At 62.3% G+C, this 12801-nt stretch carries 13 protein-coding genes and 1 pseudogene; 7 read left to right on the top strand and 7 right to left on the bottom strand.

The window, feature by feature from the left end; all coding sequences use genetic code 11:
- Positions 1 to 186: pseudogene (locus QMK17_RS01815) on the bottom strand (IS3-like element ISPfr13 family transposase); the annotation flags it as partial.
- A 45-nt stretch (positions 187 to 231) separates the two neighbouring features.
- On the opposite strand from QMK17_RS01815, the gene QMK17_RS01810 reads away from it, so the two are divergent.
- Positions 232 to 1515, top strand: a complete 1284-nt coding sequence (locus QMK17_RS01810) for an HNH endonuclease signature motif containing protein (protein WP_283506631.1) — start codon at positions 232 to 234, stop codon at positions 1513 to 1515.
- Between the two features lie 282 nt (positions 1516 to 1797).
- Here the strand turns inward: QMK17_RS01810 and QMK17_RS01805 are convergent, their stop codons facing one another.
- The 4 genes from QMK17_RS01805 to QMK17_RS01790 form a co-directional block, all read right to left on the bottom strand.
- Positions 1798 to 3066, bottom strand: coding sequence for an RNA polymerase sigma factor (locus QMK17_RS01805; RefSeq protein WP_283506630.1), 1269 nt, complete (start codon positions 3064 to 3066; stop codon positions 1798 to 1800).
- Between the two features lie 13 nt (positions 3067 to 3079).
- Complete coding sequence (locus QMK17_RS01800) at positions 3080 to 3415, bottom strand: YciI family protein (RefSeq protein ID WP_283506629.1); 336 nt, start codon at positions 3413 to 3415, stop codon at positions 3080 to 3082.
- A gap of 179 nt (positions 3416 to 3594) precedes the next feature.
- Positions 3595 to 4818, bottom strand: coding sequence for an acyl-CoA dehydrogenase family protein (locus tag QMK17_RS01795; protein WP_283506628.1), 1224 nt, complete (start codon positions 4816 to 4818; stop codon positions 3595 to 3597).
- Between the two features lie 45 nt (positions 4819 to 4863).
- Positions 4864 to 6270 (bottom strand): acyl-CoA dehydrogenase family protein, encoded by a 1407-nt coding sequence (locus tag QMK17_RS01790; protein WP_283506627.1) that lies wholly within the window; start codon positions 6268 to 6270, stop codon positions 4864 to 4866.
- A gap of 125 nt (positions 6271 to 6395) precedes the next feature.
- On the opposite strand from QMK17_RS01790, the gene QMK17_RS01785 reads away from it, so the two are divergent.
- A complete protein-coding gene (locus tag QMK17_RS01785) occupies positions 6396 to 6764 on the top strand; it encodes a DUF1304 domain-containing protein (RefSeq protein WP_283506626.1) in 369 nt (122 codons plus the stop codon).
- A 21-nt stretch (positions 6765 to 6785) separates the two neighbouring features.
- On the opposite strand, the gene hisN is transcribed toward QMK17_RS01785, so the two are convergent.
- On the bottom strand, positions 6786 to 7574 hold the full coding sequence (gene hisN, locus QMK17_RS01780) for a histidinol-phosphatase (RefSeq protein WP_283506625.1): 789 nt from the start codon (positions 7572 to 7574) through the stop codon (positions 6786 to 6788).
- 59 nt (positions 7575 to 7633) lie between these two features.
- Positions 7634 to 8125, bottom strand: a complete 492-nt coding sequence (locus tag QMK17_RS01775; RefSeq protein WP_283506624.1) for a beta-class carbonic anhydrase — start codon at positions 8123 to 8125, stop codon at positions 7634 to 7636.
- Between the two features lie 394 nt (positions 8126 to 8519).
- On the opposite strand from QMK17_RS01775, the gene prfB reads away from it, so the two are divergent.
- The 5 genes from prfB (at position 8520) to ftsX (ending at position 12762) form a co-directional block, all read left to right on the top strand.
- Positions 8520 to 9632 (top strand): peptide chain release factor 2, encoded by a 1113-nt coding sequence (prfB, locus tag QMK17_RS01770; RefSeq protein ID WP_283506623.1) that lies wholly within the window; start codon positions 8520 to 8522, stop codon positions 9630 to 9632.
- A gap of 6 nt (positions 9633 to 9638) precedes the next feature.
- Positions 9639 to 10556, top strand: coding sequence for a mechanosensitive ion channel family protein (locus tag QMK17_RS01765; protein WP_283506622.1), 918 nt, complete (start codon positions 9639 to 9641; stop codon positions 10554 to 10556).
- Positions 10553 to 11020, top strand: coding sequence for a hypothetical protein (locus tag QMK17_RS01760; RefSeq protein ID WP_283506621.1), 468 nt, complete (start codon positions 10553 to 10555; stop codon positions 11018 to 11020). Before QMK17_RS01765 ends, QMK17_RS01760 begins: the two co-directional genes overlap by 4 nt.
- A gap of 79 nt (positions 11021 to 11099) precedes the next feature.
- Positions 11100 to 11789, top strand: a complete 690-nt coding sequence (gene ftsE / locus QMK17_RS01755; RefSeq protein WP_283506620.1) for a cell division ATP-binding protein FtsE — start codon at positions 11100 to 11102, stop codon at positions 11787 to 11789.
- 67 nt (positions 11790 to 11856) lie between these two features.
- Complete coding sequence (gene ftsX / locus QMK17_RS01750; protein WP_283506619.1) at positions 11857 to 12762, top strand: permease-like cell division protein FtsX; 906 nt, start codon at positions 11857 to 11859, stop codon at positions 12760 to 12762.
- Positions 12763 to 12801: the final 39 nt, after the last annotated feature.

The raw sequence follows: 12801 nt of genomic DNA, 5'->3' as shown, positions 1-12801 counted from the left end.
AGTGCCGGCGCGGGTGCCTTGGTCGACCTGGGCTTGCACGGCCCAGCGCCGCACCGTCTCCTGACCGACACCGACCTGCTTGGCGATCGCCTCCGCTGCGGCGGTCAGCGAGGCGTATTCCCCACCGTGAGTTTCCAGCAACCGAAGGGCCCTCGAGCGGACCTCTGGATCGATTTTCTTGGGCATGTGCTCATCCTTCCAAACTCAGAAGGAAGCGGCATCAAACCTGGGGTGATTCAGTTCGACACTCTCGATCCTGATGGAAAGCTTGTCGATGAGGAGCAGGTCGCGAATCGGTGCTTCGTCAAGTTCAGCGATCAGGGCGAGGATGGGTTGTCGAAGGGCACGTTCGTCGTCGACGCCGAAACGCGGGCGTATCTGGAGGCGGCGTTCGCGAAGTGGGCGAAACCAGGGATGTGCAACCCGGCCGACGACAAGCCCGGCGTCGATGATCCAGCCGATGGCCCAGCCGAGAACCCAGCAGAGAACCCCGCGGACGGCCCGGCGGACGGGGCAACCGGCGGGGCGGGTTCGAGTGGGACCGGCAGCTCGGGTTCGGGGAACACCGGCGCCGACCTACCGGATCCGTCGCTGTTCGACACCGAAAAGCCCAGCGATACCGAGAAGTCCAGCGACAGCCCCAGTCCCGACGGATCCGATGACACTGACACTGAAGGTGACAGCGACGCTGACGCTGCTGGTGCTGGTGCTGGTGCTGGTGATGGTGCTCGGGATTCGGTGAACGATGCCGATGCTGCACGCCGCGCCGAACGTGATCACCGCAGCCAAGGACGGCGTCAGCACGATGCGCTGAAGGTCATCGTCCGGCAGATGCTCGCTTCCGGGCAGCTCGGTACCCATCGTGGTTTACCGGTCACCGCGGTGCTCACGATGACTCTCGCCGATCTCGAAGCTGCTACCGGGTATGCCGTCACCGCGACCGGATCTCTGGTGCGGATGCGTGATGCGATCCGGATGGCTGCGCATGCTCACCATTACCTGGCGATTTTCGATGACGACGGCAGGGCGCTGCACTTGGGGCGTTCCCGACGCATCGCCTCCGCGGATCAGCGGATCGTGCTCATCGCGTCCGATCGCGGCTGCACTTTCCCGGGGTGCACCCGTCCCGCGACCTGGTCGCAGGTCCATCACATCGATGAATGGGGTGCTGGGGGCGGTACCGATATCACCTCGCTCACTTTCGGCTGCGATATGCACCACCGACTCGTCGGCTCATCCGAGAACGACTGGGCGACCACGAAAGCCGGACCTGATCATGCTTACCCGGGGCGGACACTGTGGCATCCACCGGTGACGTTGGATCCCACCAGAACTGGTGTGGTGAATCATTACCATCACCCGAACGAATACATCTACTCCGCAGACCACAGCAATGACACCATCGAGAACCCGAGCCAGCGGGAAGCCGCCGGGAGAGCAGCCGGCGGGCGGGAAGCCGCCGGGCCGGGAGATAACACCGCCGAACCCGGCGGACCGGAGCCCGGAGGGCCGTAAGAGCGGTGCCGTGGCCGGTGCCGGCGCGGGAATGGTCAGGTGGGGGTCCGTCCGAAGAGGGACGGACTCCCGATCAGCCCGGCTCTGGGCCCGCCTATCAGGCGCACAACTGCACCGACGAGCGTGCGACGCAGAACGAGAGACCTGCGGCGCCGCACAGCCATGTCCGAGAATAGATGTTTGCCCGCACACAGTCCGGTACGAGAGATCCTGAGCACGTCTCGATTCCACGGCAGCCCACGTCCGCAATTCGTATTGCACTAGAACCGCGCGGCAGTCGGTCTACTCGCACCCGGCAGCCCTCGAAGATTCCGCCGACTCCGCGCGGCGCTGGAAGTACGCACGCTCGGGTGCGGAACCGGCCAGCTCGAAGGCTCTTCGAAACGATTGTGCCGCTTCGGTGTAACGGCACAGTCGGTGTTGGAGGTCGCCGCGAGCAGCGAAGTATGGCGAGTAATTTTGTAACAGCGCCACATTCGATAGATCGTCCAACATCTGCAGGCCCGCAGCGGGCCCCCTGCACATAGCCACAGCGGCGCTTCGGTTGACCGACACTATCGGAGAGGGAGCGATGGACTCCAACACCCCGAACAGTTCCACTATCTGAGGCCAGTCGGTGTCCTGGGCCGTCGCCGCCTCGTCGTGCAAGGCGGAAATGGCAGCCTGTACCGCATATGGACCGGGAGCACCTCCGGTCAGCGCTTCGACAACCAAATCGGCGCCTTCTGCAATCATGTCGAGGTCCCACAGGCCGCGATCCTGCTCGTCGAGCATGATGATGTTGCCACACGCATCGGTACGGGCATGCCGACGAGCGTGGGTCGAGAGCATCAGCGCCAGCAGTCCTGCTGCCTCTCGCTCCTGGGGGAGAAGCCGATGCAGTATTCGTCCGAGGCGCACTGCTTCATCAGCTAAGTCGCCGCGAATCAGGTCCTCGCCCGAGGACGCCGAGTATCCCTCGGTGAAGATCGAGTACACGACCTGGAGAACACCCGGTAGACGCGCAGGAAGCTCGTCGGGCTCAGGCACTCTGAATGGAATCCGTGCCTCGCGAATTTTCTTCTTGGCGCGGGAAATTCGTTGTCCGGCCGTCGCCGAGGGAATGACAAAGGCGCGGGCCACTTCCGACGTGGTCAGGTTCGCCAGGCATCGCAGTGTGATGGCTACTCGGTCGTCGGCGTGCAGTGCAGGGTGCGCACATGCGAAGAAGAGCTGAAGTCGTTCGTCGGGGAATTCTCGACCTGTCGCGTCGGCGGCCGGGGACGGCCCAGTTCGGTCCTGCTCCACCTGGAGGATCGCCAGCCGTGCCGCGTACACCTGATCGCGTCTGAGTCGATCCACCGCCCGTCGCCTGGCTGTCGTCAGCAGCCAGGCGCCGGGTTTCTCCGGAACTCCGTCGACGGGCCAGTGCTCGAGCGCCGCCTCGATCGCGTCCGACGCCGCTTCCTCGGCCAGGTCGAGATCGGCGTATCGACGCACGAGTGTAGCCAGCAGCCGGCCGTGTTCCTCACGGAACACCGACTCCAACGACGGTCGGGCGCTCTCGCTCATCGCGGCGTTCTCGTCAGTAGTCGGCGATGGGACGAACGACGACGGACCCTCCGCCGCGAGACCCTGGGCAGCGGGCCGCCCAATCGAGGGCTGCGTCGAGGTCGGGGACGTCGATGACCTCGAACCCTCCCAATACTTCGCGGGTTTCAGCGAACGGGCCGTCCGTGATGGTGCGGTCACCGTCGCTGTCGACTTGAATCGTTGTCGCTGTGGTGAGATCAGCGAGTGCGTGGCCTGCCACCCACACTCCTGCGTCTTGCATTTCCTTACCGAACTGCACCCAGTCTTCGACACTGCACCCGTTGTCGAAGTCTGCGCTCGGTGCGTTGATCAGCAGCATGTACTTCATGGTGGTCTCCCGTATCTCGTGTTCCGTGACTTACATGATGACGACGAACGGGGATCTTCGCTTTCGACACCGCTTCGCAAATTTTTTCACCTAACCGAAATATGCCTCGAAGACACCATCACGTCGAACGCAAAAACCCCGCAGCCGAGCGGCTGCGGGGTTGTGCGTCGAGACAAAGACTACTTCAGCTGAGCAGAAGTCTTCCCGAGAACTCTGCGAGCAACGATCAGCTGCTGGATCTGCTGAGTGCCTTCGAAGATGTCGAGGATCTTGGCATCTCGACTCCATTTTTCGAGTAACACACGCTCCGAGTAGCCGTAGCTACCGGCTAGTTCGACGGCCTTCAAGGTGATGTCCGTTGCCGAGCGTCCAGCCTTGGCCTTTGCCATCGACGCTTGGAGCGAGTTGGGCTCTTTGTTGTCGGCCATCCACGCTGCCCGCAAAGAAAGCAGATACGAGGCCTCCCAGTCCGCTTCGAGCCGCAAGAATTCTGCAGCAGCGGCGTGCTGGTTGTAGGCGGGGGCGGTGTAGGAGATCTCCACGCCGGCTTCGTCGAGAATGGAACGCAGTTCTTCCAGAGCTGCGCGAGCAACACCGACCGCCATTCCCGCGACGAGTGGACGAGTGTTGTCGAACGTCTGCATGACGCCCGCGAATCCCTTTTCGGTGTTCACCTCAGCGCTACCGAGAAGGTTGTCCTTCGGGATTCGGCAATCCTCCAACAGCAGTGCAGCGGTGTCCGATGCCTTGATCCCTAGCTTGTGCTCGAGACGAGCGACGCTCAGACCCGGAGCGTCGCGAGGAACGACGAAGGACTTGATCGCTGCCCGGCCTGCCGATTTGTCGACACTGGCCCACACGACGATATGGGTGGACCGTTCGCCTGCCGTGACGTAGATCTTTTCGCCGTTGAGTACCCACTCGTCACCGTCGAGAACGGCTGTGGTGGTGACTGCGGCCGAGTCGGAGCCGAAGCTGGGCTCGGTGATCGCCATGGAGGCCCACACCTTGCCGAAACGCTCGAGTTGCTCATCGGTGGAGACCGCGGCGATGGCGGAGTTGCCGAGTCCCTGGTAGGGGATCGACAAGGTCAGACCGACGTCGCCCCAGCATGTCTCGATGACGTTGACGAGCGCGGACATGTTGCCGCCATTGGCATTTGCGGTCTTGCTCGGCTTGGATGCGGACTCGCTGTCTTTCTCGCGACCGCCGGTTGCACCGCCGATTTCGTTGCCTGCGTCGGACATGCCCTCGACCATGGACGCCATGGTGTCGAGCTCGACCGGGTACTCGTGTTCGGCGAGGTCGTATTTGCGGGAGATCGGACGGAAGATCTCGGCTGCGACCTGATGTGCCTGATTCGCCTGCGCCCGAAGCTTCTTGGGTAGTTCGAGATTGATCATCGTGTTAGTCCTTGGGTCATGTCAGTCAAGGTTGATGGGCGCGAATCAGATGAGGACGATGCCCTCGGTGACACCGACGGCACGCAGGTCGCGGTACCAGCGCTCTACGGGGTGTTCCTTGGTGAAGCCGTGTCCGCCGAGCAGTTGGACACCGTCCGAGCCGATCTGCATGCCCTTTTCCGAAGCGAGACGGCGAGCCAGGGCTGCTTCGCGGGCGAAGGACTGGCCCTGCTCGGCGCGAGATGCGCCGCGCAGTGTCACCAGCCTGAGGCCGTCGAGTTCGATCGCGATGTTCGCGACCATGAACGCAACCGCCTGACGGTTGCTGATCGGCTCGCCGAATGCCTCACGCTCGTTGACGTAGGGAATGACGTAGTCGAGTACAGCCTGGCCGGTGCCCACTGCGAGAGCTGACCACCCCAGGCGTGCGAGGCTGATTGCGTCCGCATAGTCGAGTGCGCGTCGATCGGCATCGCCGTCACCGAGAAGTGCGGATTCGGGGACCGCAACGTCGGTGAGAATGAGTCGACCGAGGCCCGCCGCCCGAAGGCCCATGCTCGGATCAGCTTCGACGACAAGGCCTTTGGAGTCGGATTCTACGATGAAGAACGACGGGCGCCCTTCGAGTTCGGCCGCGATGACGAAGAGTTCGGAGCTACCGGCGGCCGGTACGACGCTCTTGACGCCGTTGAGTTTGAATCCGCTCGGCGATCGAACCGCCTTCGTCTTCAGCGCGAAGGGGTCGAACAAGGCACGAGGCTCGTTCACGACGACCGCCGCGTTGGGGACCCTCTCGCCCGCGAAGGCCGGAAGGTATGTCTTTTGCTGGCTGTCGGTGCCCCACTGCGTGAGAGCAATGGCTACACCGCTCGGCGCGAGGATCGGCAGCGCCAAGCCCATATCTCCGTGGGCGAGTGCTTCTGCGACCAGGGCATTGGTGACGGCTCCGCGCTCGGAGGCTGCGCCTTCGAGTTCCTCCGGGATGTTGATCAGAGTGATTCCGAGTTCGGCCGAGCGTCGGACGAGGTCCTCGGGCGAGGATGCGGACGCGTCGGCGTCGTGTGCGGCGGGACGCAGAATCTCCTCGGCGAACTCCTTGACCGTCTCGACGATCATGCGCTGCTCGTCGTCGGGAGTCAGATCGAAGTAGTCGAGGTTCTTGACGGCCGCGTCGTCGAGGCGCTTCGGCTTCTCGCTGCCGGTCACCTTGGCGAACGTACGAGTGGCCGTGCCGAGAGTCTTGAACCCGGTCTTCGTGCTCTCGTATGTGACGCGGTCGATTGTTTGGCGGAGGTTGTATTTCTCCGCCAGGTCGGATCCGGTGATAGCCGTGAGCACGCGCATAGCGGTGCCGATGGCGTCTCGCTTGAACGGATTGAGGCCAACTGCGGATGTGTCGCGAGGCGCTGTGCGCTTCGTTTCGACCACACTGTCTTGCTTGCTCATGATCACCAGCTGTTTCTCGGTGTCGGGCTCGGACCAGAGCTATCTTACTCCCGAGTAAGATAGCTGTCTACTTACGAGTAAGAAGTGGAAGGCCACTGCATGTCAGGCATTGTGTGGCAGCATTCGACGACGTGCCTGCAATCGCTCAGATATTTGCTGCCGTGGCAGCTGCGCTTCATGTCGTCATCTTTGTCATGGAGAGCTTGTTGTGGTCGAAGCCCGCGGTGTGGCAGCGATTCGGTGTCGCCACTGCGGCCGACGCCGACGTTGTCCGGCCGATGGCGTTCAACCAGGGGTTCTACAACTTGTTCCTGGCTGTCGGAATTGTCGTCGGGTTGATCGTCGGCGGCGCCGCCGGTGACGCGATCGTGGTGTTTGCCTGCCTCAGCATCGTCGGCGCGGCAGTCGTGCTGGCAACAGGCGGTTCAAAATACTTCAGGGCTGCGTTCACTCAAGGCATCACCCCATTGATCGCGCTCGTGCTCGCTGCTGTTCTCTGAGTTCGGTTCCGGCTCGGCCGATCAGTGTGAGCGCAGGTGTGCCAGTACCTGGTCGTGCAACAGTGCATTGGTCGCCACAGCGCTTCCTCCATGCGGACCTGCAGTCCCGTCCAAGGACGTAAAGCGCCCACCGGCCTCGCGGACGAGGATGTCCAGCGGCGCCAGGTCCCATAGTGATACTTCGGGCTCGGCCGCAATGTCGAGTGTTCCCTCCGCCAGGAGGCAGTAAGAGAAGAAGTCGCCATAACCCCGTACTCGCCACACCGCATCGGTGAGTTCGATGAAACGCTCGCGAATTCCGCGTTCCTTCCAGCCGGACAAGCTCGCGAAACTCAAGCTGGCGGAGGGCAGATCACCTACCGATGAGACTGTGATCAGCCGCGCTTCGCCGCCGTCGTATGTCGTCCAGGCTCCGGAACCCTCGGCGGCCCACCAACGCCGGTTGAGAGCGGGCGCGCTGATCACGCCAACGACGGGAACACCGTCCTCGAGCAGTGCAACGAGGGTTGCCCAGATCGGCACGCCGCGAACGAAGTTCTTCGTCCCGTCGATGGGATCGATTACCCATTGACGACCGGCCAAGACGGGGTCGCCGCCGAATTCCTCACCGAGTATCGCGTCTTCGTTTCGCTCTTCGGCGACGATCGAACGAATCAGCCTTTCGACCGCCAGGTCGGCATCGCTGACGGGAGACAGATCCGGCTTGTCGTCGACTTTCAGGTCGAGGGCGAGAAATCGGCTCCGCGTGATGTCGTCGGCCTGATCGGCCATCGACAGAGCGAGTTGCAGGTCAGCATTGCGATCGGTCACTCGGCCAGCCTAGGAGATGGATACAGACGCGGCTGTATCCACCTCCGGCCGTCATTGGATCAGCCCACTACTTCATTGAGTTTGCCGGTGGCGACGTCGAACACGAACCCGCGAGCGGACTCGTGCTTGGTGACGAACGGGCTGGCCTCGATTCGCGCGAGCGACTGGCGCACATCCTCATCGGGGTCGGGGAACGACTCGGCCGCCCAGTTCGGCTTGATGCCGATCTCGTCCTGGATGCCCTTCTTGAAATCGTCGTCGGTGAAGGTGAGCATGCCGCAGTCCGTGTGGTGGATGAGGATGATTTCCTTCGTTCCGAGGAGACGTTGGCTGATGGCGAGCGAACGGATCTCGTCATCGGTGATGACGCCGCCCGCATTGCGGATCACGTGCGCTTCGCCCTCGTTGAGGCCGAGGGCTCGGTAGACGTCGAGACGCGCATCCATGCAGGCGACAACGGCGACGTGCTTCGACGGCGGGAGAGGCAGGGGTCCAGAGAACTGGGCTGCGTACGCCTCGTTGTTCTTCAGGTACTCGTCGGTGACAGACATGTGCGCTCCTCTTTGTGCTTCTGCAGGTACACGGGGTACCGCGGCTGGAACCCCGTGATCGACCAACTGGGGTGAACCGGCTCAGCGACAGAGGCTGGTGCCGGTCCTGCAGAAATCGACGTGCCGACGCGCAACCAGCAATGGATCACGTGCGCAGCATGTGCTGAACCCGTTGGGCGTCTCGGCGGCGGTTCGAGAGGAATAGCCGCATGCGTATGTGTCGATGAGGACTGAAGTTAGCAGTCGGAGCCCTTACTGAACAGAGCTGTGGCGCCCATCGAACCTGCTCACGACACGGATGGGTCGAAGCGATCGCGAAAAATGTGATCCGCATCGCTCGGTCGTGAGGCGGCATGGTCCTGTCGCGATTCAAGTGCCGGTAACCTTGACTCTCGTGCATCCTGACGTGTCCGCAGACCTGAACGAACTCGACGTCACTCTCACGACCATCGAGTCGGTTCTCGATGTCGAGGAACTACGTCGCCGGATCGACGAGCTCGAGCATCAAGCTGCGTCTCCGGACCTGTGGAACGACCAGGAGCATGCGCAACAGGTGACGAGCCAACTTTCGCATGCCCAGGCAGAGTTGCGCCGCGCCGAGGAATTGCGCGGTCGCCTCGACGACCTCCCTGTGCTCTACGAGCTCGCGGAGGGTGAAGAAGGCGACGCCGAAGTCTCGGCGACGGCCGACGCCGACGCCGAGCGCGCATCGCTTCGCGAGGACATCGCCGCAGCCGAAGTGCGCACACTCCTGTCCGGCGAGTACGACCAGCGAGACGCGCTGGTGAACATTCGATCCGGCGCGGGCGGCATCGATGCGGCCGACTGGGCCGAGATGCTCATGCGGATGTACATCCGCTGGGCCGAGAAGCACGGCTACAGCGTCGAGGTCTACGACACGTCCTACGCCGAAGAAGCAGGAATCAAGAGCGCGACGTTCGCGGTGAAGGCTCCCTATACCTACGGAACCCTGTCCGTCGAGCAGGGCACGCACCGGCTGGTCCGCATCAGCCCGTTCGACAATCAGGGCCGCCGTCAGACTTCGTTCGCCGAGGTCGAGGTGCTACCCGTCGTCGAGACCACCGATCACATCGAGATCCCCGAAGGCGACATTCGCGTCGATGTCTACCGGTCGAGTGGCCCCGGCGGTCAGTCCGTCAACACCACCGACTCGGCTGTGCGCCTGACGCACGTCCCGACCGGCATCGTCGTCACCTGCCAGAACGAGAAGTCTCAGCTGCAGAACAAGGTGTCTGCTATGCGGGTCCTGCAGGCGAAGCTCCTCGAGGTCAAGCGCAAAGAAGAGCGGGCCGAGATGGATGCACTCAAGGGCGACGGCGGTAGCTCGTGGGGCAATCAGATGCGGTCCTACGTGCTGCATCCGTACCAGATGGTCAAGGATCTTCGCACCGAGTACGAGGTGAACAATCCCTCCAGCGTGCTCGACGGCGATATCGATGGTTTCCTGGAGGCTGGGATTCGTTGGCGTATGCGGGGGGAAGAGTAACCAGTCATGATCACAGCTTTGTCGTTCGGCTTGCCGCCGGACCTGAAAGTTTGGCTCAGCGGCAGCGGACTCGAGATAGTGCTTTACATCCTCGGCGGCATGCTCATCGCGAGATTCATCAGCTACGTCGGCTCGCGAATCACCTCGAGAATTGATTCCAATTACCGGCACAGCGATGCGCTGGTTCGGTCCGAGGCGGCCAAGCATCGGCATGCTCTCGCCCAGGTGATCACGTGGGTTGCCGTGACTATCGTCTACGTCCTCGTGACGATCGAAGTTCTCCGTAGATTCGGTTTCGCCGTCACCAGCCTCGTCGCGCCTGCAACCGTTCTCGGTGCAGCCCTCGGTTTCGGTGCGCAGCGGGTTGTTCAAGATATTCTCGCCGGCTTCTTCATCATCACCGAGCGGCAGTACGGGTTCGGTGATGTCGTGCAGATCGCGGTCAACGGTTCCGCGGAAGATGCGGTCGGCACTGTCGAGGACGTAACACTGCGAGTCACCAGAGTGCGCAGCGTCGACGGGGAGGTGATCACGGTTCCGAACGGACAGATCGTGAAAGCCATCAACCTGTCGAAGGACTGGGCTCGCGCCGTCGTCGATGTTCCTATCCCGACGGGCTCCGACCTGAACAGGGTGAACGAGATCCTCAAGCGCGTGGGGCGGACTGCATTCGAGGACTCCCGACTTAAGCCCCTGCTGCTCGACGAACCCACCGTGATGGGTGTCGAAAGCATCGAGGTCGATCAGGTCAACGTGCGCCTCGTCGCAAGAACGCTCCCCGGAAAGCAGTTTCAGGTCGGTCGCGAGCTTCGGGTTCGGGTGGCAGCGGCTCTACAGCCGGAAGGGATTACGGTGAGCCCCGACGTGTCCACGGCCGGGGTCGAGCCCGAGGGTCGCCCCCGCGAACTGGAGGACGATCTGTGACCGAACATCCAGCCGATCCGGACCGGCCGAGAAGGAACTGGAAGATTCCTACCCGCATTTACGGACGGGTCCGCACCTCGACGGTGCTCATTGGCATCTGTTTCATTCTGACCGCCCTGCTGTACGACCAGGTCAGGCCGCTGCCCGACACACCCGTTACCGGCCCGACCGCTGTCGACACAAGCCAGTATCAGACCGACCAGCGGACGTATCAGGAGCAATACACCTCTGTTCCGCCGACCACCACCGACAACCCGTCGACCACCATGGAACCGTCCGGCTCTGCCGGAACATCGGGCACTGCGGGGACGTCGGGCGAGCCCGGTACGTCGGGGGAGTCGGGGCAGTCGCGTCCTTCCACCTCGCAGGATCCGACCTACCTGCCTGGACTCACCGTTCCGCCCCAGCTACGCTCTCTGCTCCCACCTGCGCCTGCTGGGCCGAGCGGCACCGGAACCCCCTAGATTTCGAAGCTCAGATCCTCAGGCGACACACATGTTCGGCGAGTGGGTTACCGGCGGGTAAGGACTACACTGGCGACCCGTGATCAGCACCTCGAATGTCTCCAAGTCCTACAAGACGTCGACCAGGCCTGCCTTGGACGACGTGACTGTGTCGGTGGAGAAAGGCGAGTTCGTGTTCCTCATCGGTCCGTCGGGTTCAGGGAAGTCGACGTTCATGCGGCTGCTCCTCAAGGAGGAGACTCCGACCTCAGGGGATATTCATGTCGCGGACTTCCATGTCAACCGTCTGTCGTCGCGGCGCGTTCCCAAGTTGCGTCAGAGCATGGGATGCGTCTTTCAGGATTTCCGCTTGCTGCAGCAGAAGACCGTCGTCGAGAACGTCGCCTTCGCGCTCGAAGTGATCGGCAAGCCGCGGTCGATGATCAAACGCACGGTGCCCGAAGTACTCGATCTGGTCGGCCTCGGAGGCAAGTCCGATCGACTTCCGACGGAACTGTCCGGTGGTGAGCAACAGCGGGTGGCAATCGCGCGGGCGTTCGTCAACCGGCCGTTGGTCCTGTTAGCCGACGAGCCGACCGGAAATCTTGATCCGGACACGAGTCAGGACATCATGATGCTGCTCGAACGCATCAACCGAACTGGAACCACCGTTCTGATGGCTACGCACGACAACCACATCGTCGACTCCATGCGTCGTCGGGTCGTGGAACTCGACAACGGACGAGTGGTGCGTGACGAGGCCCGAGGGGTCTACGGCGTCGGCAGGTAGCTGTACCTGTCCAGCTCTGACCATCAGACCTTCTCGACCGTAAACACCGAAGGGCCCGGATTCTCCGATGCGCGCAAGTTTCATCTTCAGCGAAGTCCTCACCGGACTTCGCCGCAACATCACCATGACCATTGCCATGATCCTCACGACAGCAATCTCTCTTGGCCTGTTCGGCGGTGGACTTCTCGTGGTCCAGATGGCAGGCAAGACCCAGCAAATCTTCCTCGACCGCGTCGAGGTCCAGATATTTCTTACCGACGACATCTCGGCGACCGACCCCGGTTGCGCCGCGGAGACGTGCAGCAGTCTTCGCTCCGAACTCGAACAGACACCCGCAGTTGTATCCGTGCAGTACCTGAATCGCGACGATGCCGTGAAGGATGCGACAGAACGTGTTTTCAAAGATCAGCCCGAACTCGCGCAGCTGGTCAGCCCGGACAGCTTCCCCGCTTCGTTCAAGGTCAAGCTCAGTGACCCCGAGCGATTCGGCGTCATCAACGACAACTTCTCCGGTCGACCGGGTGTGCAAAGCGTTCTCAATCAGCGAGATCTCGTCGAGCGTCTTTTCAGTGTGCTCAACGGGGTCAGGAACGCGGCGTTTGCGATCGCAATCGTCCAAGCGGTCGCGGCTGTGCTCCTGATCGCCAACATGGTTCAGATCGCGGCCTTCACCCGGCGGACGGAAGTCGGGATCATGCGTCTGGTCGGAGCGACTCGCTGGTACACCCAGCTGCCGTTCCTCCTCGAAGCCGTGGTTGCGGCGCTCATCGGTTCGGCACTGGCCATAGCCGGAATGTTCACGGCCAAGAACCTCTTCATCGACGATGTGCTCTCGGACGTCTACGACGCGAATATTCTCGCGCGGATCTCCAACAGCGACGTTCTGCTGGTGTCACCGTTCCTTGCGCTCGTCGGCGTCGGAATGGCTGCTGTCACCGGATACATCACCTTGCGTCTGTACGTGCGCGAATAGCTCCGACGGCGCTGGTCTCCGCCCACGCAGGAGACGCAA

It is taken from the genome of Rhodococcus sp. G-MC3 (assembly GCF_030063335.1).
In the GTDB taxonomy this organism is placed as follows: Bacteria; Actinomycetota; Actinomycetes; order Mycobacteriales; family Mycobacteriaceae; genus Rhodococcoides.
This window is presented reverse-complemented; position numbering and strand designations above follow the sequence as displayed.